20 protein-coding genes and 2 pseudogenes are annotated in these 22,653 nt (G+C 56.8%); 14 read left to right on the top strand and 8 right to left on the bottom strand.

Annotated elements, in window-relative coordinates:
• Positions 1–46: 46 nt before the first annotated feature.
• The 9 genes from HWX91_RS26835 (at position 47) to HWX91_RS26795 (ending at position 5,535) form a co-directional block, all read left to right on the top strand.
• A complete protein-coding gene (locus HWX91_RS26835) occupies positions 47–571 on the top strand; it encodes a hypothetical protein (RefSeq protein WP_028195422.1) in 525 nt (174 codons plus the stop codon).
• A gap of 14 nt (positions 572–585) precedes the next feature.
• Positions 586–990 carry a hypothetical protein gene (locus HWX91_RS26830; protein WP_028195423.1) on the top strand — a complete coding sequence of 135 codons (405 nt, stop codon included), beginning with the start codon at positions 586–588 and terminating at the stop codon, positions 988–990.
• A gap of 32 nt (positions 991–1,022) precedes the next feature.
• Positions 1,023–1,259, top strand: coding sequence for a hypothetical protein (locus tag HWX91_RS26825; RefSeq protein WP_028195424.1), 237 nt, complete (start codon positions 1,023–1,025; stop codon positions 1,257–1,259).
• A 743-nt stretch (positions 1,260–2,002) separates the two neighbouring features.
• Positions 2,003–2,467 (top strand): ASCH domain-containing protein, encoded by a 465-nt coding sequence (locus HWX91_RS26820; RefSeq protein ID WP_028195427.1) that lies wholly within the window; start codon positions 2,003–2,005, stop codon positions 2,465–2,467.
• Between the two features lie 2 nt (positions 2,468–2,469).
• A complete protein-coding gene (locus tag HWX91_RS26815; RefSeq protein ID WP_028195428.1) occupies positions 2,470–2,970 on the top strand; it encodes a hypothetical protein in 501 nt (166 codons plus the stop codon).
• 131 nt (positions 2,971–3,101) lie between these two features.
• Positions 3,102–3,530, top strand: a complete 429-nt coding sequence (locus tag HWX91_RS26810; protein WP_042274396.1) for a hypothetical protein — start codon at positions 3,102–3,104, stop codon at positions 3,528–3,530.
• A 171-nt stretch (positions 3,531–3,701) separates the two neighbouring features.
• On the top strand, positions 3,702–4,208 hold the full coding sequence (locus HWX91_RS26805) for a hypothetical protein (protein WP_102857276.1): 507 nt from the start codon (positions 3,702–3,704) through the stop codon (positions 4,206–4,208).
• Between the two features lie 433 nt (positions 4,209–4,641).
• Positions 4,642–4,920, top strand: coding sequence for a hypothetical protein (locus tag HWX91_RS26800; RefSeq protein ID WP_028195430.1), 279 nt, complete (start codon positions 4,642–4,644; stop codon positions 4,918–4,920).
• A gap of 15 nt (positions 4,921–4,935) precedes the next feature.
• Positions 4,936–5,535, top strand: a complete 600-nt coding sequence (locus HWX91_RS26795) for a nucleoside/nucleotide kinase family protein (protein WP_102857275.1) — start codon at positions 4,936–4,938, stop codon at positions 5,533–5,535.
• A 522-nt stretch (positions 5,536–6,057) separates the two neighbouring features.
• On the opposite strand, the pseudogene HWX91_RS26790 reads toward HWX91_RS26795, so the two are convergent.
• From HWX91_RS26790 to HWX91_RS26775, 4 genes and pseudogenes are all read right to left on the bottom strand, one after another.
• Positions 6,058–6,933 (bottom strand): annotated as a pseudogene (locus tag HWX91_RS26790) (LysR substrate-binding domain-containing protein); the annotation flags it as partial.
• Positions 6,934–7,170: 237 nt separating this feature from the next.
• Positions 7,171–7,650 (bottom strand): methylated-DNA--[protein]-cysteine S-methyltransferase, encoded by a 480-nt coding sequence (locus HWX91_RS41380; RefSeq protein WP_081832993.1) that lies wholly within the window; start codon positions 7,648–7,650, stop codon positions 7,171–7,173.
• A gap of 63 nt (positions 7,651–7,713) precedes the next feature.
• The gene (locus HWX91_RS26780; protein ID WP_028195432.1) at positions 7,714–8,598 is read right to left on the bottom strand and encodes a DMT family transporter; all 885 of its coding nucleotides are present in this window, start codon (positions 8,596–8,598) and stop codon (positions 7,714–7,716) included.
• A gap of 56 nt (positions 8,599–8,654) precedes the next feature.
• Positions 8,655–10,106 carry a DNA-3-methyladenine glycosylase 2 family protein gene (locus HWX91_RS26775; RefSeq protein ID WP_028195433.1) on the bottom strand — a complete coding sequence of 484 codons (1,452 nt, stop codon included), beginning with the start codon at positions 10,104–10,106 and terminating at the stop codon, positions 8,655–8,657.
• 302 nt (positions 10,107–10,408) lie between these two features.
• On the opposite strand from HWX91_RS26775, the gene HWX91_RS26770 reads away from it, so the two are divergent.
• From HWX91_RS26770 to HWX91_RS40905, 5 genes and pseudogenes are all read left to right on the top strand, one after another.
• Positions 10,409–10,795 (top strand): BlaI/MecI/CopY family transcriptional regulator, encoded by a 387-nt coding sequence (locus tag HWX91_RS26770; protein WP_028195434.1) that lies wholly within the window; start codon positions 10,409–10,411, stop codon positions 10,793–10,795.
• A complete protein-coding gene (locus HWX91_RS26765; protein WP_052660664.1) occupies positions 10,792–12,546 on the top strand; it encodes a M56 family metallopeptidase in 1,755 nt (584 codons plus the stop codon). Before HWX91_RS26770 ends, HWX91_RS26765 begins: the two co-directional genes overlap by 4 nt.
• A 50-nt stretch (positions 12,547–12,596) precedes the next feature.
• Positions 12,597–13,469, top strand: a complete 873-nt coding sequence (gene bla, locus HWX91_RS26760; RefSeq protein ID WP_028195435.1) for a class A beta-lactamase — start codon at positions 12,597–12,599, stop codon at positions 13,467–13,469.
• Positions 13,466–14,659 (top strand): acyltransferase family protein, encoded by a 1,194-nt coding sequence (locus HWX91_RS26755; protein WP_081833015.1) that lies wholly within the window; start codon positions 13,466–13,468, stop codon positions 14,657–14,659. The genes bla and HWX91_RS26755 overlap by 4 nt, the downstream gene beginning before the upstream one ends.
• 961 nt (positions 14,660–15,620) lie before the next feature.
• Positions 15,621–15,831 (top strand): annotated as a pseudogene (locus HWX91_RS40905) (cupin domain-containing protein); the annotation flags it as partial.
• Positions 15,832–16,274: 443 nt separating this feature from the next.
• On the opposite strand, the gene HWX91_RS26745 reads toward HWX91_RS40905, so the two are convergent.
• The 4 genes from HWX91_RS26745 to HWX91_RS26730 form a co-directional block, all read right to left on the bottom strand.
• Positions 16,275–16,973, bottom strand: a complete 699-nt coding sequence (locus HWX91_RS26745) for a glutathione S-transferase family protein (RefSeq protein ID WP_063627869.1) — start codon at positions 16,971–16,973, stop codon at positions 16,275–16,277.
• A 218-nt stretch (positions 16,974–17,191) separates the two neighbouring features.
• The gene (locus tag HWX91_RS26740; protein ID WP_028195436.1) at positions 17,192–18,307 is read right to left on the bottom strand and encodes a lipase; all 1,116 of its coding nucleotides are present in this window, start codon (positions 18,305–18,307) and stop codon (positions 17,192–17,194) included.
• A gap of 209 nt (positions 18,308–18,516) precedes the next feature.
• A complete protein-coding gene (locus HWX91_RS26735) occupies positions 18,517–20,355 on the bottom strand; it encodes a carbamoyltransferase family protein (RefSeq protein ID WP_028195437.1) in 1,839 nt (612 codons plus the stop codon).
• Positions 20,356–20,378: 23 nt separating this feature from the next.
• On the bottom strand, positions 20,379–22,616 hold the full coding sequence (locus tag HWX91_RS26730) for an iron-containing redox enzyme family protein (RefSeq protein WP_052660665.1): 2,238 nt from the start codon (positions 22,614–22,616) through the stop codon (positions 20,379–20,381).
• Positions 22,617–22,653 lie beyond the last annotated feature (37 nt).

Below are 22,653 nucleotides of genomic sequence, written 5' to 3'. Positions count from 1 at the left end.
AACGCCCCGCACGGCTCGGTAGCCGGAACCACAGGACCAAAAAGCAATGAACAAGACCAACGTACTGTCGCTCGCTCGCCGGGAAGCTGCTGCGTCGATCCAATGGCCGGAGAAAACAGCGTTGCTGCTCAACCCCGACCCTGCTGTGCGCAAACGGCTCAAGAAGGCTGGAATTCTTTGCGGCGTTCTGGCAATGCTGTTGTTGATTGGTAACGAATCGCACGCGCCGATTCAACAATGGGCGAAGTCGGTAGACAAGCGCGAAATGCGTCCGTCCATGGAATCTGCCATGAAGGCGGGGAACCTCGCGGCGGGTACGTGGTTGGCAATGCATTACGCCGAAGACTATCCCGGCCTGCTGCTAAAGGAGTCGGATGCGGGCGATCCATCGGCTATGTTCTTGGTTGGACGCGCGCTGATGCAAGCCGAGCATCCCGAACGCTACCTCAAGATCGACCGCTCGTTGACTCCGCAGCAGCTACACGCGAAGGGACTTGAACTGGTCCGAAAGGCTGCTGCGAATGGCAGTCAGGAAGCGTTGCTGTTTGTCGTCAACCACGGCGGCATCTAGCCATCGGAAAATATATGAACAACTTCTTCCCTCCCAACATTGAACAGAAGCCTTTGCCGCCATCGAAGACGGAGCGGATTTTCTCGCAAGTTTTCGGCGCGGCTGTAGCTCTGGCCGTGGCATTGCAGATGATCGGCGCGGTGCAGCTCAATGTGGTGCGTGACGCGCTCGCACAGTATGGGTTCGGTGGAGTCGGCCACGTGCTCGATATCGGTTTCGAGTTGTTTCACAGCGTCTTGAGCGGGCCGGTTCCTCAAGTTGCAAGCTGGACCGAAATGCTCCCAGCCGCGACCATGCACAACGGTTATCTCGCCGTGTTGACGCTGGCTGTCGGCTCCTTCGCCACAAGTTTTTCGCTCGCAATACACCGCGAGCAAACGAACTTTGCGCGCGGTATGGGCGATACCCGGTCGTGGTGAATAACGGATAGGAAAATTCGGAAAACAACATCATGGAACTCATCTTGTGCAGCAACCACGCGAAATGCGGCGGTCAGTGCAACACCAGCGACGAGCGCGATGCTGGACTGTGCGACGAATGTAGGGAGGCGAAACTCTTGCTCGATACTCAGGAAGATTATCTGAGTCAAGTCGATGTGGCATTTGACCGTATCGCAAAAGCAGCGAATATCGGTCCTGCAACGCCCGCGCAAATCGCTGATTTTGTCAGCGCCAACCTCGCCTCCTGACAACGGAAAATTAGCACATGAAGCCGAAACACCTGTTTTATGGCGCGGCGATACTCGCGGCGATCGCTGCTGTCGTGTACGCGATGCGAGGCAGCTTCGGGATGGCGTTGCTTGCTGCGTTGGTTGCGTCTTGTTCTTTGCTTCACACGAAGCGTCCGGGGGCGAATCGAGCAGGCAGTCGCGATGACCTCAAGCGTTTTTTTGGCATTCGCTAACGCAACGGAAAATCAAATGACCGACAAAGTGCGCAATGCCTTGGTGTTGGAGAAAGTGAGCCAGCTTCGGAAGGCACTCGAAGAGCTAGGATTGGACTCGTCTTTCTTCTACCGTACACCTGGCTCGGCCACAGCTCCCGTTGGCTATTTACTGATTGGGGAGTCAGCCGACGACCTGGAAGCCGCACGGGCTGATAGGGGCCGGTGAAAAGGGAAGCAGATGAACGTGAGACAGATCGGATCGGCCGTGGAAGACGTCGAAAACGTCACAGGCATGGTGATTTGCTTCCAAGCCGCATATTAGGTTCCTGATACGCTGCGCGTGCTATGTGGATTTGGTTTTTGGTCGCGGAAAGCCGCCGCCATCGTTGTGTTTGTGATTGTGGACTCTTTGCTTACCATTGCCGTGCAGACGTGTTTGCGGACCTACTCGGTGTTACGAGTGGGCGTCGGAATCTTCGGTCCATAGCAAAGTCGGAGTTGCCGTGAGGGGTGGTTTTGACCGCGGGTAGATCAACAGGAAAAGCGATGAAAGCAATATCGATCTGGCAACCTCACGCGACCCTTTTGCTTCTTGGGCCGAAACGATACGAAACCCGCGGATGGACAGTTCCTCGAACCCTGCTCGGGAAGCGAGTTGCCATTCATGCCGCAAAGGCCGATGGTGGCCTGATCGAAATTGTCCAATACATCCTTGCTCGTAAAGACGGAATAGCTGCGGACGAGGCGATGGACGCGTATGTCGCAGCGATCGTAGGCGCCGGATACCGGACGTGCGGTGAGATGCCTCGTGGTTGCATCATCGGGTCCGTGATTCTCTGTGAGAGTTTGGCGGCCGAACGCGCAGAGGATCACAACGGATTCGGATACTTCAGTGCAGGGCGATTTGCCTGGCGAGTATCCGACTCAAAGGTGCTGGCCAAACCGGTGCCGTTTCGCGGAATGCAAGGATTCTTCGACGTGCCAGATGAACTGATGGCCGAAGCAGCCTGAAGATGGACCCAACGAACTCGAAAAAAATTGGCGAGCCAAGCAACGACTGGATCGACGAACTGTGCAAGCAATTGAGGCATGTTTCCCCAGACTTTGTAGCTGAGATCAAAGACATGAGCCGTGAGGAGTTGCAGCGTCGGGTGCTGATCCAGTCCGATTATGTGGGGGCATTTGCTGGGAGCCTGGATGCTGTCCCGGAGATTCACTGCATACCTGGAGGTGGCGTTGATCGTTGCCGCGATCATCGCAACATCCGGGCGGTTGTTGCAGCGTTGGTCAGGCACTGTCCGACGACGTGGGAATATACATGGAAAGGGCAGGCGAGGAACACTATGGATCTGACCAAGTTCGCCCGAGTGGGCGACACTATCGAATGCCTTGTGCGCAATCCACAGCTTGGCATCATTCGCGTGCAATTGACCACTGCCGGGGCCTGCGCCCATGCGAACGATCTGCTGATGGACCCGCGCAGTGGGTGGAAACTAGCGCGAAACGAAGATTGAACCTCTGGCATTGCATAAGCGCTAGGTTTGCTGGGTATCCGGCTTACGCGGTTGATGAGGTTAGAAATGCATTGGCGCGTGAAGCCGCATTCTGCGGTTGACACTCGCAAAATCCAACGGGAAAACATGTGATGAGTGATATCAATATCTTCAGGGATCCTCCCACGCAGGCGGAAATTGATGGCGCGCTTCGCGCAGACAGGAACCGTCTCACAACCGGCGAGAAGATAGCGCTTGGTCCTGGCGTACTCGGTTTCGAAGTCTTGGTTGGAGCAGCCGTCGATGCCTTCAGCGGCGAGCAGAATTTCATGACCGGGAAGACCTCACAGTGGGAGGAGCAGCCAGGGGCCGTCGGCTGGGACTGGTCGAAGTCAATCTTCGCGGAAAGCTATGTCAAGAAAGTGCGCGCCATGAATCGGGAATTGGTGCGAGGTGAAGTTACTGCGTTGACTCGCCAGTTCAACATGGAAGAAAAGACCATCGATGCTGTCAAGGATGCCGGAAAAGTCGTCGGCAACATAGCCGAAGCGCTGATTTCCAGCGTTGCCGGCAAGAGATGAACCGGCAGCTATCGGCACAAAAGCGAGTGATCGAAATCAGACCCAGCCAGTCAGATACTACCGGGTAAGCCGGATACCCGATTTGATGAGACCGGTGCATGACATTGATAGTACCCCGAAGATAGCGAAACGCTACGTAAAATCCCGACTCAATGAAAGGAAAAGAGCAACGTGAAAAAAGTGACTTTGCTGATGGCGCTAGCGTGCGTCGTAACCGTGGCGATGGCCGATCAGGTGAAGTATGTCAGGGAGGTTTGGCCTCAAGATCAGGCTGTAACTCTGAATGCGTCATGTGACGACATTTACAACGGTGCTATCGGGAACACGGTTGATCGTCAGGCAATGATTTGCGCCGGAGGCCGCTGGCAGGATGGCAAGTCCCTGCCGCAAGCGAGCCTGTCTATCACCTATCGCGATCATCAGTCGAAGGCGATGGTGGAGTCACGAGGCTTCGTCAACTTCGTTGGTGTAACGAGCTTGTCTGGTAGCTCGACTGTAGTCGTTGCAGCCACCGTTGATTCCCTTGACGCCAATGGAACCGCACACGTCACCTTCGATGTGAACGGTGATCGGGTGGAATCGATGCATGTTGATCGGGCGGTGCCGGTTGGAATTCCAACGGTGGTAGGGCAATCCAACGGCAAAGACGTCGAGTTGGTCGTAAAGCCACTCATCTGAATAATGGGAAAAGTACGATGGTTTTGACGGATCTTATCTCGAACATCTGACGCCGCGGCGGTGGCGCCGGCTGTCTGCTTGCGCGCCGCTGTCTGACGCATGACATCCCCGTTCGTCTCAGGATAGCGCGATCGCTGCGCAAACGCGCTACTCAATGGAGGGACATGGAGCATGAGTCAAACGGATGATCCGCTGGAGTCGCCCCGGGAAAAGCATCCCAAGAGAACCCGCGTCACACGCAAAAGCAAAAAACTCGGGTCATCTTCTGTCATGGATTGCGTCCGCAAAGTTGGGTTGCGGACGCAATCGTGAGCCTTATCAATAACAGAAGCTAGGTGTGCGAAATCGCGCGCTTACGGACATGGAAAGGCGGGTACAGAGGCCGAGAGCGAACTCAATAGCACTGTTTAACGAAAGCATAGGAAGAGACGTCATGGAAGAATTTTTGTTGGGCCTTGTCATCGGTGCGGTGCTGTGCGGGGGCGGCCGTCATTCGAGATCTGGCATGCCGGCCTATGAGGCAGTGAATGCGTGGTTCAATCGACGCCGGCACTGGAAGCTTAGGACCAAAGCGGAGCAGGGCGGGTTTCAGCATCTTTACGACGAAGAGTATCGTCACTATGAGCACATCCCGTTTGGATTGCAGAACCCCGCTTATTGCGTTCGGGCATTTCAGCGGGCGCTGCGCCGCCATAACGTCGTATTGGCTTGATTACGGGAAGGGTTGATGAAACGAAACTATCTTGTGACGGGAGCCATCGGGACTGGCAAGTCCACCGTGGCCGTTTCTATGGCTTCTACGCTTGGGGGGAATCACGTTGTATTTGATCACACGGCCGGTGATCTTCCGCTGACGGTGCAGGGAGAGGTTGTCATTTTGGATGAGCCAGACGCGGAAGTCGTTTTGGCACGAGCAAGCACCTTGAGTGCATGGATGGGGGAAGGCGCGCGGCTCGTGTACGTCTCCCGTGATGTCGCTAGAACGCCAGGCGAGATTCTTGCGTTGATGCAGCAGTTTGGTGGGTTCCACCATATTCAAATCAGCTCACTAAATAAGCCTCTAATCGAAGTCGAAATCGTCCCGCTGAATTCTTCGGCGGCCAGCTGGGAACAGATTTGCGACTACATGCGGGAAGACCGGCGCGAACGGGCTGTTGATCGAGTCCTCTCTGATTTTTCGGCGGCAATATCAGATGCCGTGATGCCTCCCATCGAACGGTCGACACTCAACGCGCGACTCGGCTTGCTCGCAAGTGCCGTGCGAGACAAGGGCAGCGAGCGGATCGAAAAAGGCGAGCCAGTCCGGCACAAAGCGAAACGGGCATAGCCCTGAGGAAAGCGCCGATGCGCACTGGAGTGACGAAGAGGCGCGCCGGCGAAACGTCAGCGGCTCAATTCCTTCGAACGGAAGCGGGCTTCGCGCGATCAGCCCGTTCGCAGCACATAAGATCGCCAAGCGGAACAGTCGAGACAAAAATGCGACGCGGGTATTTTGCGCCCTAACTTGCCACCTGCCTTGAGAGTCAGCGCGAAGATAGGTTCGTTTTTGCTCAACAGAACACGCCTAAAGATTACAATTCGGCCACCGAATGTCGTGGTATCCGTCGTGCGATGCGGTATAACGCTCGGGCTAGGAACGGCAGTGATCCGCTTGGCGCTCCGCAGTGGCTTCGGTAATGATACAACGGTTAGGCTCTTCTCTCGCGGAGAATTCTGGCGCTTTAGCGTTCTGTACGTCGACACCTAAGACGAACGTAGTCGACACGATTGATGTCGTTCCACTGGTAGGTTCCTTTACGATGGAATTAGAGGCATCGACGACAGCATCTTCCACCGTCTCCGCAAGGGCGACCTGATCCAGCATCCAGCGGCGAAAAGCAACAATCTTCCATTCTTCCGCCCGATCTTCAATTGCGACCAGATAGTACGCAAAACTCGTCGGCCAAGGCGTGCGTAGAAGACGTATCAGCCGCCCATTAGCGATCTCAGCCGATGCGTGAACGTCAGAAACTAGAGCAATACCTTGGCCAGCAACGGCCGCCTTGATCAAGAGAGCGTCGTCGCAAAAACTCGAGCCCCGCCGCGCCGCGCCGCTTTCGATCCCCTGGGCCCGTAGCCAGAGCGCCCAGTCTGCACGATCTGCATCCTGTAGAAGTGGATATTGTAAGCAATCAATCGGCTGTAAAACAGCAGGACCTGAGCCGAGGAGCGCCGGCGAGCAAACCGGCACCATCGCGGGGGTCCATAGTTTGGTAACCGCGTGTTGCGGATAGTCACCAAGTCCGTGGCGTATAGCAACGTCAACGAAATCTCTGCGAAGATCGACGAGACGGGGACTCGTTTCGATGTTTATTTCAATGTTCGGCCACTGCTTTGTAAAGCCCCCTATCCGGGGCGCCAGCCAGGAATTGGCAAATGACGCGGTCGTGCTAATGGTCAGTTTGGTTATCCTGGAGGTCGACGCATGCGTGTTTTCCCACGTGTGGTGAATCTCTTCGAAGGCTCGAGACAGTTGCTCAAAAAGGCTTCGCCCTGCGTCGGACAGATGGAGTTCTCGATGGGCGCGCTCGAACAGACGTACTTGCATCCTCTCTTCAAGGGATTTAATTTGCTGACTAACGGCACCGGGTGAAACGCATAACAATTCCGCCGCACGTTTCATACTGCCGGATTTACCTACCTCAATAAATGTGTGTAGAGCGGAAAGTGGGGGAAGGTTGCTCATTTGTTCTATCCACTAATGCGAATTAAAGTTCAACTTCTTCGCTTCGCCTCAGCGCGCGGCCTAGCTATTAGTGCCGCAAGCGAGAACGTGTATGTTTTTGGAGAACGAGAAGCAGTCGGAATTTATTTCAGGAATACTTGAAAGGCGACGCCGCGATATCAACGACTGACTGAGCGTTGTAATCTTGGCGCATAGATCGACTCAGGTTCCTGGCAAAAGAGCCAACGCACCGCCTCCCTATTCGCAATCCGCCCTCTCTAGCGTACGTAACGCCATGCGGGCATTGAAATTCTCATTGGGGACCGTGCCGGCCGGGAGACGCACCCGATGGCACGGGATCACGATGGCTATCGGATTTTTGACTATGGCTACACGCACGTCCTCGGCACCCGCTCGCCCAACGCCGAGCTTTACCGCGATCGACTGATATGGGACACAGCAGCCATACGGAATGGCGTAAACCAGATTCCACACTTGTCGTTGAAAGGGTGTGCCTCTGAGATAAAAAGGAAACGTAAACGATCTCCTGCGTGCTTCGAGATATTCCTGCAGTTCCCCTGCGACGAGCTCACATAGCCTTGGACTCCGTTGCTGGCTCGGCGGATTGCGGAATCCGCCCACAGAATCGTTAGCGAGCTCCAAAGCGGTGACATAATCATCTTCGATTCGCAGATTTACCGTACCTAACGGTGTTGGAAATGCGTAACCTGGAACCATAATATATCTCACCTTTTTATCCCTTCAACGGGACCGTTTACTGCGCTTGCGGGCAACCTTCCTTTATCCATTCTGCGGTGAACGCCAAATGAGCAGCGATGTGACTTTGCCTGACGCCAGCGCCGTACCGAGCAAGACGATCAAGCACCCAGATACCGTCCAGGCTGTCAGCGGCTCACGTAAAAACATGATGCCCCATATGACGCCAAACACCGGAATGAGAAAAGTAACTGAGGCGGCATACGGAGCTCCGGCATTCGCGACGAGCCGGAAGAACAGGACATAAGCCACGGCAGTGCAGAGCGCACCAAGAGCGATTACTGAATACCAGGTCGAATTCGGAATCTGATGCTTGGGCCAAAATACGTATGCAAGCGGTGCGAGGACGAGAGACGCAAATAACTGCGTGCCGAAGGCAGAGACGAAAGGATTTACACCAGCCAGGCTGCGCTTCGAATAGTTCACCGCAAATCCATAGGAAACAGTCGCCGCCAGCGCAGCTAGCACCGCACCTGTTGATCCAGCTACGCCGGAACCCATTGCCTCCCAGGCAAGCACTACTACGCCGATAAATCCAATGGCCAGGCCAGCTCGTTGCACCCTTCTAACTGGCACCCCGAGCCAAAAGTACGCGATAGCGGCTGCCCACATCGGCGTAGTGGCGTTAAGAATAGAGTCCACGCCGGCAGTAACGTACAACGTTGCGTAGGCTAGCAGACAGAAGGGCAGCGCTGAATTTGTAACGCCAATGACGAAAAGTGGACCGATATGCTCGCGAAATTGCTGCCGGGCAGCTTTCGATCGAAGAATGGGCAGCAACAGGACGGCCGCGATCGAAACCCTAAGAGCAATGAGAGGGACCGGCCCGATCTCAGCCGCCCCCATTCTCATAAATAGAAACGACGCCCCCCAGATTGCAGCAAGCACGCATAGTTCAAGAGCGTTCATTTCGTACTCCTTTTTGTTTTGTGGACTGAATCGGATATGGTGAAACTTGTTGCGGCTCATGCATCGGCGGGTAGTTCCGTCTGGTACTTGTCCCAGAGATGTAAGACCGCATATGATCGCCATGGGGACCATTGATCAGAGAAACAGCTCGCTGTCGTATCGGTAGAAGAGGAAATCATCTTCTTCAGCACGCTATCTCCGGGGGGAAAGGCGTTTGGCCAACCTAAAGCTCGCATCGCCAGATATTGCGCAGTCCACTCGCCTATACCGACGATTTCACGCAAAGTTGTAAGGGTTTCGTTCAAGGAAACATAAGATTCGAGCCGTAGTACCCCGCTTTCGATAGCCTGCGCCACCGACTGCAGGGTCCGCAGGCGTCGGTCCATCAGCCCAGTTCGCAGCAGGTCAGTGCTGGCGGTCTGTAGAAACTCTTCGGCTGTGGGAAAGGAAACCATCGCTTCGTTCCGTGGGCCTGAAACGGGACTACCCGAAGCCTCACAGATGCGCGCCAGGATAGCGCGCGCGGCGGCTAACGAAATGGCCTGCCCGACGACCGCTCGCACAGCGATTTCAAATCCGTCAAACGATCCCGGCACACGCATTCCAGGTGTTCTCAGTGATAACTCGCCGAGATGAGCGTCAATAAGGTCTGGTCGGGCCTCAAGGTCAAAAAAACGCCTTACGCCGGCCAATACCTGCGGCACCACGGCGCTCAGGTCCGCAGACACACTGACATGCAAATTATGCTGTTTGGGTCGATGGCTGATCGTGATCCATCCCCTCCTGAGGGCGCCGCGCGCCTTGACTGTCATGACGCGCGTATACGTATCGTCCTTAATCGCTTCGAAGCCTTCTATCGCTCGATCTCTCAAAAACCGCATCATTGATTCCCACGCATATGGCGGGCGATATCCCATATCAAACTCGAGGCTATGCATTTCCTTTGCCGGGGCCGCTTTCCTAATGCGTGTGGGTGCAAATCCGTAACTCTGCTTGAACTGCTCATTGAGGCTGCGCGCGCTTCCGAAGCCCGCGGACAACGCGATGCCGGTCACCGACAAGTTCGTGTCTGTCAAAAGCCTTTTCGCGAGAAGCAGTCGCTGCGTCTGCGCGAACTGCAGCGGCGTTACGCCGAATTCGCCCTCAAAAATCCTTCGCAGATGCCGGTCTGAAACGCCGATCCGTTGCGCGAGATCGGGTACGCTTTTCTCGTTCAAGAAGCCCGCTTCAATCAATTCCGCCGCAGCTTTCGCCAAGGAACTGGCTACTTCCAGCATGGCGTCGCCGGGGGCGAGTTCGGGGCGGCATCGAAGACACGGGCGGAATCCGTTTTTCTCTGCTGAGGCCGCGCTGCGAAAGAACCGGCAATTTAGCAACTTTGGTGGCCGAACCCCACAGATCGGCCGACAGTACACGCCGGTCGATGTCACACCGACATAGAACCAGCCGTCAAACCGCCGGTCGCGGGAGAGTATTGCTTGGTAGCAGATTTCGCTGTCGAGATTCATGGCCAGACAATAGGGGATATAGCGTCAATTGTCTCGCAAAAAACGGACATCATCCTCGCCCCGCCTCGGTGCTTGCGTTCTCATAATATGAAATCCCGCCTACACGCGCGTGCCGCCGGGAGGCTGACGTCCGCGACTGCCGTTGATCTCCCCTAATCCACCGGTCGAGGACGCCGATCGACTGTCGGAAGGCAAGCCATGAACAGACGTCGTGGCAGTAGAGACGCGGCCGCCCTAATGTAGACAATTTTGTCTAGACCAATTATTCTACGTCCTGCCAGTCTTTCTACTTAGGTTTCGCCATGACCAAAGCCGCTCCCCCCGCGACCAGGCCGACCGCCGCTGAACTCGAACTTCTGCGGGTTCTATGGCCACTCGGCCCCGCCACGGTCAAACAGGTCCATCAGCTCATGCAAGAGGAGCGTGCAGGCGTTACTTACGCCACCATATTGCGCCAGATGCAGATCATGCATGCAAAGGGGCTGCTTACGCGCGACGAGAGCGAGCGTTCCCACGTCTATGCACCTGCGCAAAGCCAAAACGCGCTGCAAACCAGCTTGTTGAAGGACTTGATTCACAAAGCGTTTTCCGGCTCGGGCAAGTCGCTCGTGATGGCCGCATTGCGCAAGCACGTTACTCAAGAAGAACGCGAGGAAATCCGCAAGTTTCTTCACAAGGACAAGCGATGAGCCCTTTTTCTGAGGCGCTCGTCCAGGCTTTAGGATGGGCGCTCCTGTACTTCGTGTGGAAAGGCGCCTTAATCGGTGTAGCGACTGCGTTACCGTTGCGGCTATTACGCAGCGCGAACCCGCAGAGTCGCTATGCGCTGCTCTGCGTTTCGCTGCTGTTATGTCTCGGTGTGCCGGTGCTCGATGTGTATCGAGGCGTCGAAGCGGCGTCGTCCGGGTGGCTTCGCATGGCCGATTCCCATGTCATCCCACCGATAAACGCCTGCGCGCCGTTTGCGCTGGACGGCGTCCTGCCTTGGCTCGTCGCAGCATGGCTGGTCGGTGTTGCCGCCGTGTTGTGCCGTCTGGGAGCCGGCTTGCTTTGGGTGCGTCGGATCGGCCATGGGTTCCCCGATTGGCCGGACACCCGGTGGCAAGACTACGTAGCCGCGCTGGCCGCGCGTTGCGGCCTGCCGCGCCCCGTGACGCTGCGCTTGGCGACACAGCTCTCAACCCCGCTGACGATCGGCTGGTGGCGGCCGCTGGTGCTGGTTCCGGCCGCGTTGCTGACGCGCATGCCGCCCGATCTGCTTGAAGCGGTGCTTGCGCACGAAATCGCGCATATCAAGCGCGCCGACTATCTGGTCAACCTGCTGCAAAGCGTGATCGAGGCGTTGCTTTTCTATCATCCGGCGGTGTGGTGGCTGTCACGGCAAATTCGCATCGAGCGGGAATGCGTCGCCGATCAGATTGCCGCTAAGCTCATTCAGAACCCGCGACGCTTGGCGCTCGCGCTTGAGCAGCTCGATATTCTTCAATCGACTGACGTGGAATATGCACCGGTCGCCCAGTCGGCACAGGGCGGTCACTTGCTGGACCGCATCAAGCGTCTCTGCCGGCCCGTCCAGCCTTCCGCGAACTGGGCGGCGCATGTCCCGGCTATCGCGTTCGGCTGCGTTGCGTTGTGCGTAACGGCGCAGGCGCTGTGGCCCGGGTCCGCGTCGCAACACGTGGCGGACATCGTGCCGATCGGGCAGATCGAATCGAACCATGTCGTGGTGATCGACGACAACTCCGGTGAAGTCCTGTTCCATAAGCGCCCCGACGATATCGTGCCGATCGCCTCGTTGACGAAGCTGATGACGGCCATGGTCGTGCTCGACGCCCGGCCCGACATGAACCGGACCATCCGCATCGACGCCAGTGAAGCCGAAACATCGCGCCCCAGCCGCACGGGATTGCCTGCCGGCGCGACCCTGCCGCTTTCCGTGATGCTGCAAATCGCGCTGATGTCGTCGAACAACAGCGCTGCGTATGCGTTGGCGCATCAGTATCCCGGCGGCTTCGCGGCGTTTCAGGCCGCAATGCGCGCCAAGATCGCCGCGCTCGGCTTGAAGCATACGACGATCGACGAACCGACTGGCCTTTCGCCACTCAACACGTCGACGGCAAGCGACGTCTCGGTCATGGTTAACGCGGCGGCCCGCTATCCCGCCATCGCGCGCGCCACGACCGACTCCCGCAGTTTTGTGCCGATCGACGGCAAGCTCGTCGAATACCAGAACACGAATCCGCTCGTCGGGAAAAAGGGCTGGGACATCGCCCTGTCGAAGACCGGTTTTACCGACGCGGCCGGACATTGCCTAATCATGCGCCTGCGCTCGTTTCGGGACAGCGTCACGATGGTGTTTCTGGACGCCGGACGGGACGCGCACCCCGGCCGCGACGCAATCAACATGCGACGACTCCTGCTAGCGCGCAAGCAGGCTTAACGCTCACCACGCTCACCGTCTTTCCCCACTCTGACTAACTGGACCTAACCGTGACTCACTCGAGGACGCGTCGCAAGCTGTTGATCGGTTTACCACTGCTCGCCGGCATGGGCGTCGTTCCCGCGCTGCATGCCGCCGAATCGCCACTCGCCGATATCGAGCGCAGGCGTGGCGGACGCCTCGGCGTGTTCGCCATCGACACCGGTTCGGGACGCACGCTGTGCCATCGCGCCGACGAACGCTTCCTGATGTGCAGCACGTTCAAGGGACTGCTCGCGGCGCAGATACTGGCACGCATCGACAGCGGCGCGGAGCGGCTCGACCGTCTCGTGCATTACACGCAGAAGGACCTTATTTTCACGTCGCCGGTGACCAAAACCAACGTCGCGCGCGGCGCGCTGTCGATCGACGCGCTCTACCGGGCGGTTCTGGTCGAGAGCGACAACACGGCCGCGATCTTGCTGATGCGCAGCGCCGGCGGCCCTGCGGCGCTGACCCGGTTCGTTCGCGGCCTCGGCGATACCGTCACGCGCTCGGACCGCTACGAGCCCGACTCGAACCGCTATCGCGGCGTGCTCGACACCACGACACCGAAGGGCATCGCCACCACCGCGCAGCGCCTTCTGCTCGCCGACGTCCTTAGCGCCGGTTCGCGCGCGCAACTGGAGCGCGGCATGACGGACTGCAAGCCGGGCCTCAACCGGATTCGCGCCGTGTTGCCCGCCGGCTGGCAGGCCGCCGACCGGCCCGGAACCAGCGTCGACAGCGAGACCAACGACTACGCGCTCGTGCGCCCGCCCGGGCGCGCGCCGTTGCTGGTGGCTGTCTACTACGATGCGCCTGCCATCGGTATGGACGCCCGCGAGTCTGTTTTGCGCGAGGCGGGCACGGCGTTCGTACAGTGGGCCACGAGCGCGGCGTGACTGACGGCGGCACGCGAAAGCGGCAGATCGACTTCCTCCGGGGCATCTCGATTCTGCTCGTGCTGTTTCACCACTTTAATATCGCCTACCGGCTCGACGATACATTTCTGTCGCGCGTGTTCGGGTGGGAAGCGGTCCGTGCCGTTGCGCGAAACGGCAACTATGGCGTCACGATGTTTTTTGTGATCTCGGGCTATCTGATCACGGCGAACGCGCTTCGTCGCTGGTCCGAACCTGGTCATGTCGATGTCAGGGTGTTTTACGGCCTGCGGATCGCGCGCATCGTTCCGTGCCTGCTGCTGTTGCTGGCCGTTGTGAATGCGCTGGCGTTGGCCGGCATCGCGATCTTTCAGAACCACTCGCCGGCCGGCGCGCCGGTTTCGTTTTGGCTCGTGAACCTCGCGTCGTTGACATTCTGGATGAACGTGCTCATCGGCGTGCACGGATGGACCAACTATGCGCTCGGCGTGTTGTGGTCGCTTTCCGTCGAGGAGGTGTTTTACGTCTCGTTTCCCCTGCTTTGCCTCGCCTTTCGCCAGCAGGCGCGGCTCGTTGCCTTCTGGCTAGCATGCATCGTCGCCGGCCCGGCTTACCGGTTCTTCCATCAAGGCGATGAGGGCGGTTATCTCTACGCGTATTTCGCCTGCTTCGATGCGATCGCCATCGGCTGCTGCGCGGCGCTGCTCGCGAGGCGCTTCGTCTGGCGAGGCCGTGCGCGGAGCGCGCTGACGTGGCTGACGGCGCTGGGCATGACGTTCGTTTACCTGTCCTGGCCGATCCGGGAGAGCAATGTGTTTGGCGTCACAGCCATGGCGTTCGGCACGGCGGTGCTGTTGCTAGCCGGGCATGGTCGTACGGACGGGTCGATGATTTGGCGCGGGCGCACATCCGCGGCGCTCGAAGGATTCGGCAGACTGAGCTACGAGCTTTATCTGTTTCACCTCATCGTGCTGGGCTTGCTGCGCACGATCCTTCCGTCTTCCGGCGTGACGGGCAACGAGAAACTGGCGCTTCTGATCAGCTATCTGTTGCTTTCTGCCTGCGCGGCTGTGTTCGTCGCGCATTTTTACGCAGGGCCGTCGAGCCGCATCGTCCGCAAGTGGCTGCGTCAGACTGGACCTCAAATCGAAAGCAAGTACTACGTGCAGAAACAACCCGACGCCGCACAGCCGAAATCTCGAATCGAGTAAAAATGCTTAACGTCCGGTTCCGATCGGGTCACGGCCGGTCCCATTACCGCGAACAATGTCCGAGTTTCGCCGGTGGACTCGCTCCAAAGCGGCAGTTCAAGCGGCCTGCACCGTAGCCGTCTGCCTCGATCGAGGCTAAGGCTCAAGTAACGCGCCTGATCGACGCGGCACAGTTCCCACGATTTTGGCGAGAATTTCCCCGCGCGGCACGAAGCGAATCAGCGTCCGGGAAGCGACGATCCCATCGGTTCTATGATGGTGCGAATTTCGGTTGGCGATCCGAGCGGGTCGTCCAGGCTCGGATCAACGATTTCCGCGATGACGGTGCCACGCGAGACATGTCCACCAAGCGGCACCTTGTAGCTGACGATTCCGCCTCGCGGCGCAATGAGGAGGTCGGTCGCTGCGAGGCTTGTGGCCCCGCAGGATGATTCTGTCAGTGGCCCTGGATCGCCAGCGACTACGCCTCGACGCCTCAGGAATCTGAGCAGTGCATCCGCGTCAGTAGACGCGAATTCGTCGCCAACGTCACCTTGTCCTCGCAATTCAAGCGTCACAGAGTGGCAACCGATCGGGATAGGAAACAGATGACCCAGTTCTTTTTTAACGAGCTCCCATGTTCGCGTAAATAGATCGATAGACGTTCCTGCGTCTTCCGTCCCATCCTCGAGCAAAACCGCTTCGCATCCAATTTATGCACACAGATCAGAGGCATCCGGCCATATCGATCCATAGGTGTACGTGTGCACAACTGCGTCGCGATCGCAGTGGATGTCGATCGCGACGTCAGTATCAGAAGACAATTGAAGCGCTGTTTTCTTGATCTTCTGGACTTCGCTTCCTTCGGGCAGCTCGTCGGCATGCTGGCCGTTGATGCGCCTTAGAGAATGCAAGTCTGTAGTTCGTCGCCCCCAGTTCGAGTCGCGCATGCGTAGCTACGCTTTTGCCAATCGAGGGCCACTGGTCTCAGTGCGAAGGCGGCCCACGAACGGAAATCCGCCCGCCTGACATCGTTTCGTGCTCGTGCGGAAAGCGGCACTGGCATGGAGCAGCTGCGACAACGGCAATGTCGGATCTCGCGCTTACTGAAATGCTCGATGGCAAAAAACGTCGAATGGATGGAGCCAGTGACCGACGAGCAATACAAGGCGGGGCCGCTGGTCACCGACTAAGCGTTGCTCCCTGTCTGGGCTTACAATCCCTGGCGAGACAGAAGATCGATCGGCCAGCCGCTGCACAGATGTCCATATCCCGGCAATGCGGGCCTACGGTTTTACGTGATACGTACTTCGATCGTCACAGTCAGCCTTAGCCTGAACGTCGGATTCATTTTCGCAACTGGTCGCTGGGATTTCGTCGGCGCCCAACCTCTCCTGGCCGGTCGCAATCCAGCGGAGCGACTTCACGCGCCGCTGGATTGCGACCGCCCGTCGACTCCGGGAGCGCCGACGAAAGCGCGTTGGTTTGTTTTCATTTACCCCGGCAATGTGCGACCAGTATTTCATTTTCCCTGGCACACGCCGGCCGCTCTATGCCATCCTTCGTGAAAAAGCAATTTAGATTCAACGGCCGGCTTTTCACCAATGGTGTCACCCGACAGTCGGCGCCGGAAAAATCAGGCGGCGACGCGTCCAAATTCCTTCGCAATGTCCAGCTCGCCGCGAATCTTGCCGTAGCTTACATACGGGTGTTCGGGGGATAGAAGGGCATACGGCAATTTCCAGCCCGGTAGCCCGGCAATTCTGCTCGCCCATCTCAATACGGGCATCGGGAGACTCACCTCAGCCTGGTTAGCCCAATAGATGTAGCCACATAGCGAGAAATCTGCAATGCTAATGGCATCGCCCAGGATAAACGCGCGGCCATCGGAAAGCTCCTTCGCGAAGCGGCCCACATCTGCGTCATAACGCGACTGCAGCCACCCGACCGCGCCCTCGGGGTACTGATCGGGAAAGAAATTGCGTGCGAGCCTTAGATGGGGCAAGCACAAGCCGATCTTGTTATGCTCCCAAAAAAGCCATTCCATGGCTCGCGCCATCACATTTTGGTCTTGCCCGGCAAAGGCATGAAGATGCCGCGCCAGGAAGCACAAGATGGCGTTGGACTGGACATATACGTCATCCCCGTGCGTGAGCAACGGGACTTCGCCGAAGCGTGCCAAGCTTAGGGAACGGAATGGCTCCGGCCGCTCTTCGCGCGCGAGATCAATGTCGATGAGTCGGTATTCGTACTCGATCCCGCTGACATCCATCAGTAGTTTGACCTTGTATGAGTGACCTGATTCGGGATGGCCGTAAAGCACCAGCTTCTTCATGATGAACCTCTTATGGTTTCAATTCTTGGATGCAAAGGGAAATTCGATCTCAGGCCGGCGGCCTAGCGAAGCGGATAAATTGACCCGTTATCGTCCTTCTTTTTCTTTTTGCGCAGAAAAATATTCAGCAGGCGCCTGAATAGACCCACCCGGCGTTCTTGCGTAGTCGAGCGTTGATTGGAGTTGCTGGGCAGCATAGTGACCTCTTGATAATTCAGCTAGGATAGGACGACGTCCGATACGATGCGAGCCACCTCGTCATAGCCGACATCGTTGAAATGCACGCGATCCACAAAGATGTTTTTGTGGCAAAGATGTGAATCCCGCAGCAAATCATTCATATCCCAGAAAGGAATGCCCCGTTGATGGCAACCGAGTGAAATTTCCGATGCAAAGGGCTTATGAATCTGGGGATCAAGGATTTTCCCGAATAATCTCCAAAAATTATTCGGACAACTATCTATCGCGTGGAAGATCGCTAGCTCTTCCTGTGTGAAACGCTCTTTCACCCAGTAGGACATGGGTTGAAGCACAAAGGACAGGCGTGCACCAAACGGCGCAAGTAGCTGTTGCCACTGAAACATTGAGTTGGTGATCACGCCGGCAGCCCGCTTGACCCGATCCTCGGTGTCGGTATCTTCGTCCGTGATCAAGACGTCGGCTGGATTATCTTTGCCTAACTTAGACCGTATGAAGTCCGCATACTTCCCGATCATGCCTTTCTGCCGACCGTCCAGATCGGATGCGTACGTGTTTTGTCGGCGTTTAAGATCCTCATTATATTTTTCCATATAATGAGTATATTCAAATGAGTAGTAGTATCGCCCGTGATCGGTCGCGAGGCGGTCAGGGATGCCTTCTAACGTAAGTGTGTTGATTCCGCTTAGTACAACAACGTTGTTGATATGGGTGAATCGTTGCTGATGCATAAGAAATAGCAGGACTTCCTGAACGGCGTTGTAGCCGCGTCCGCTGAAATTGAGCCACGTTTCATTGGTGTGCGCGCTCAATCGGGAGGAAATCGTACCGCCATCCGTAGTCGCTCCGGTCCCCAAGGCGGTAGACCCGCCGACGAGCAAGTTTATCGGTCGGTCGGTTGGAAGATCTGCGACCGAGTAGAAACCTCGGTCCGACGAGCTATAGCGAAACCCGAGGGAGTCGGTATTGATCACCGCCGAACGATAATTTCCGTGATGGAAGAACATGGTGTATGGAAGCCACCGTACGCCGAGGTACATGAACTCGTCGTATTCACGAATCTGAGGGGTCAGTCGATAGACCTCCTGGACTGCTTCATCGTGGGTCAAGGGCTGAAACGTAGTAGTATCAAGCATTGCGGGTCCCGTGTCGGTTGCGAGCAGTCAGATGGATCGTCTGGCGAGTATCTTGTACGTACTCGCCGCGGGCGTTCTCCTTAGGAGCATTGGATTTCCGATCAATCGCGAAACGCCTCCCAGCGGCCAAACGACGGTAAGGAAAACTGCTCCGCAAATCACTTGGGAGATGATCAACACAGTGCGATTCAGCATGGCGTTCCTCAGGGCTAGTCCAATTGAAACTCTTCTTTCCAGTCGAGTGCCTCTTCCCATGCGGGCTGACTGGTCTTGCGAACAATATGCGAGCCGATAACAAGATAATCCATCGCGGTTCTCATGAAGCAACGGTAAGCATCGCTCGGACTCTCAACGATGGGTTCGCCGCGAACGTTGAACGACGTATTGACGAGAACAGGACAGCCTGTGATCCGGTGAAATGCGCTGATTAGGCTGTAGAAGAGTGGATTAGACCTATCGTCGACTGTTTGAACCCGCGCGGAGAAATCGACGTGAGTGACGGCGGGTATGCTCGAACGTGCGACCTTTAGCTTGTCTATTCCACTCTTGCCTTCCTCTTCCGCTGTAACATCCTTGCGGTGGCCTTCGGCAACCGGCACAACGAACAACATGTATGGACTTGCCCCATCGATTTCGAACCAATCGGAAGCATGCTCCGCGAGCACGGCCGGAGCAAACGGACGGAAGGACTCTCGATTCTTGATTTTCAGGTTCATCACGCTCTGCATATCCGGATTTCTCGGATCACCCAGAATAGATCTCGAACCCAGAGAGCGGGGGCCGTATTCCATGCGGCCTTGGAACCAGCCCACGACGTTTCCTTGACTGATCAGCTGCGCGACAATCGTCGGCAAATCCGACATGGCAGCGGTTTCGTAAATCGCACCCAACTCGTCAAGAATCTGCGCTGCCTGGTCGTCGGGATAGCTGCTTCCGACGTAGGCGCCGCTCATGCCGTCGTGATCCGTTTGACTACGGGGCTGCCCCATCCGGCTAAACCATCCTGCATACGCTGCTCCCAAGGCACCTCCGCAATCGCCTGACGCCGGTTGCGCCCAGACCGAGTCGAACACACCGCTTTTCAGTATTTTTCCGTTTGAAACACAATTGAGCGCGACGCCACCCGCTAGACATAGGTTTCGCTGCCCCGTTTCTGTTCTAACGGATCTGGCGATCTTCAGCACAGTTTCTTCCAAAACGTGCTGGATCGAGGCGGCCAGATCGAACTCTCTCTCCGTGATAGTCTCCTCCGCGCGGCGGGGTAGACCACCGAACAGCTCCTCGAACTTTGAAGTGATCATGGTCTTGCCTATGGCGTAATCGAAATACTCCATGTTCAACCAGAAACTACCGTCGCTCTTCACATCGATCAAGTGATCCATGATCAGCTTCGCGTATGTTGGTTGCCCGTAGGGAGCAAGTCCCATCAGCTTGTATTCGCCTGAATCAACTTTGAAGCCGCAGAAATAAGTGAAGGCCGAATACAGCAAGCCCAACGAATGAGGGAAATTTATGCTCCAAACCGGTCTGAGTGCATTCCCCCGGCCGATCCAACAGGAAGTCGTGGCGAGCTCCCCGACGCCATCAATGCAGAGGACGGCTGACTCCGAAAACGGGCTGGCGTAGAAAGCAGAGGCGGCGTGGGATTCATGATGCGGTACGCAGTAAATCGGTGGCACGGCTTTGTCCCTTGCCAAATTGCTTAACTCCCGGTGGATCTTCCTTACGACGTGGAGCTTATCCATGAGCCAGACAGGGATGTCCTGTGCGAATCGAGCGAAACCCCTCAGCCCGAAGGTGGTATAGGTTGACAAGAGTCGACGGAACTTTAGCCGCGGCTCTTCATAGTAGTAGACCGCCTCCACATCGGTCAGATCGATGCCGGCATGGCTTAAACAGAACGCCGTGGCGGACGATGGAAAGCTGCTGTCCTGCTTAATCCGGGTGAAACGCTCCTCCTGTGCAGCCGCGATCAACTCGCCGTCGCGAAGAAGGGCGGCCGCACTGTCGTGGTAGTAGGCTGAAAGTCCCAGCACATATCTAGTCATCATGCACCTCATCGGATACTTCGTCAGTTCGCGGCAACGCTGTACTTTCTGCTGCGATAAAAGCGGCTCAGGAACGATTCCGGCGGCGGCACCAGGGCCAAGTAGCCGGTCCATATCCGTTGCCAGTGCACGTCCACGGCTTGCCGATCGCGCGCATCAATCACGCCATCCAGATGGAGCTGGATAGCTTCCCTGGCCATCGCCGAGTGACCGGTCGATACATTGTCAATTGTGTTGTGGAGGTCAACGAAGTGTGAGGAGAAGCCGTAATGCCGAAGTTCATCGCGCGCGCTTCGGTACGCCCCTCCCACGCCTGACAGCTCCATGGCAAGGTTCAGGCCGAGTGTCTCGGGAACAAACCGTCGGGGGAACAGGGCAAGAGCAAGCCACAAGACGGGTACACGAAACGAGTCGTCTTCAAATCCTTCCCAATAGGCGAATGAGCGGGAGCCGATCTCGGGTACATCGATTCCCATTTCACTCATCAAGCTTCTGAATATGTTGGGATGATTCAGGGATATATCGCCGTTGCCAATCTCATCGGAATAGATCGTGTACAAAATGCGCCCAATTGGCGAGTCGGTAAGCCCGGGGCTGCACCAACCCTGCAGCCATGCTCCGTCAATCATGACTAGCGGACAGAGTTGAACCGCATCGTTCACGACGCGATCGCGGCTTTTGAAATCAGTGGGATCCGTCCGATGATACGAAGCTATCTGCTTCTCAACTGTCTGGTCAAACCAATCGTTGAGCGCTCGATGACTGTATTCACGAAATGGCGGGGGACGGTTCCCGATGGCGCTCTGACGCTCCGAGAGCCGCAGCCACCGCAAGGCGTAGTCGAGCGCAAGTCTCTTAATTTCAGCGTCTTGCTCGGCATTTAGTAGGCGATAATACATTTCACGGGCCGGCAAACTCAGTACGCCGGAACGCTTGGCGATCTGCGTGTCGCTGATCCTGTTGACACCCGAAACAGAATCTGCGGAGCTATTCGCGCTCTTGGCTGCGCTGCTGTCCGCGCAAAGAGGTCGGCAGCTCATCTCCCCTTCGACAGTGGCAAGAGAGGATATCCAGGAGCGGATGATGTCCTGCTCTGCGGGCTGAAATATACGAAACATTTTGCCCGTCGGCGCGATGAGGGACGTTAATAGCGCGCTACGGTCGGGTTCGCCAGGGACGATGTAACGGGAATTTGCCAACTCGCTGATGAACTGGCGTGGGTTTTGCGACATTAATTGATCAAACGGGCATTTGCCGAGCCGAAGATGCCCGTGATAACCAGCCGCGTATTTCGACTTCTTCTTCAGTAGACGCAGCATCTTCGCGCGTGGCTGCAGATACCCCCTCGTCGCCAACGATGCAATGTGTTCCGACCACGCTGAGCAGCTCCGCGCCCGACGGACGGCTGACAGACAGATGCGGGCGACGAGTGGGATCACGTCTTCCGAGCGGCCCTCAGCTTCGTCGACAAAAATAGTAATTGCCAGCAACGCCTCGTCCAGCAAGCGTCGTTGCTCTTCGTCGCTCAGGAACAGGTCCTTGCCAGCGATTTGGCCCGCTGCGCACAGTTGCTCAACAGCCACGCGCGCAATAGCGGGCCACCCAAGGGCGGCATCGTGCAGACAAGCTCCGAGGATTTCTGGCATGTATCGGTTCGGAAAGCGCGACATCGCTAGATCGATCGTAGGAAGCTCGTACGAAAGCTCCTGGATGTCCAGTTCAGTCTGCAGCCTTGGTGATCCCAATGGGGGTAAATAAATGTCGAGCAACTGCAGCATTGCAGCGTAGCTTTCGTGTCTGTTCGATCGATGAGAGTGCTGACGTAAAATTGCTCGATGCATGCGGTGGCAAACGGCGGCAAGTTCTGTCCCGCTTCGTGTTGCGTAGAATGTTTTTTGTAGAAGTGCCCCAGTCAGCATAGCTTGGGGGGCGTATTGAACCAGGACGAAAGCGGCCTCCTCTGCGGTAAGTGCGCAAACCTTCGCGTTGTCGAGTGACGAACGAAGCTGGTGTAGCAGCTTCGTCCCAACAAGCTGTGGGGAGTGGAACCGGCAGGACTCGACAAGATCGGAAAGCCAGTCATATGTTGGGACTTCAGTTTCGTAGTGGTCTGCTACCTGGGCCGCCAAACAGTCCGCTCCTGGCGCCTCAGAGCTGAGCAACTCTCGAAAGAGCACCGAGAACGAATGCGAGTTCGCTGCTCCTGCATGAGAAGTCAATTTCGGTTCGTGCTCTCTGACAAATGCAGCTTCGATATTCATATCGCTTTCCGCGCGTTTAAATATGCGGTTTCAATGT

Source organism: Paraburkholderia fungorum (genome assembly GCF_902833645.1).
GTDB classification, from domain to species: Bacteria; Pseudomonadota; Gammaproteobacteria; order Burkholderiales; family Burkholderiaceae; genus Paraburkholderia; species Paraburkholderia fungorum.
The sequence above is the reverse complement of the archived record's forward strand: the minus strand, read 5'-3'. Positions and strand labels throughout refer to the sequence as shown.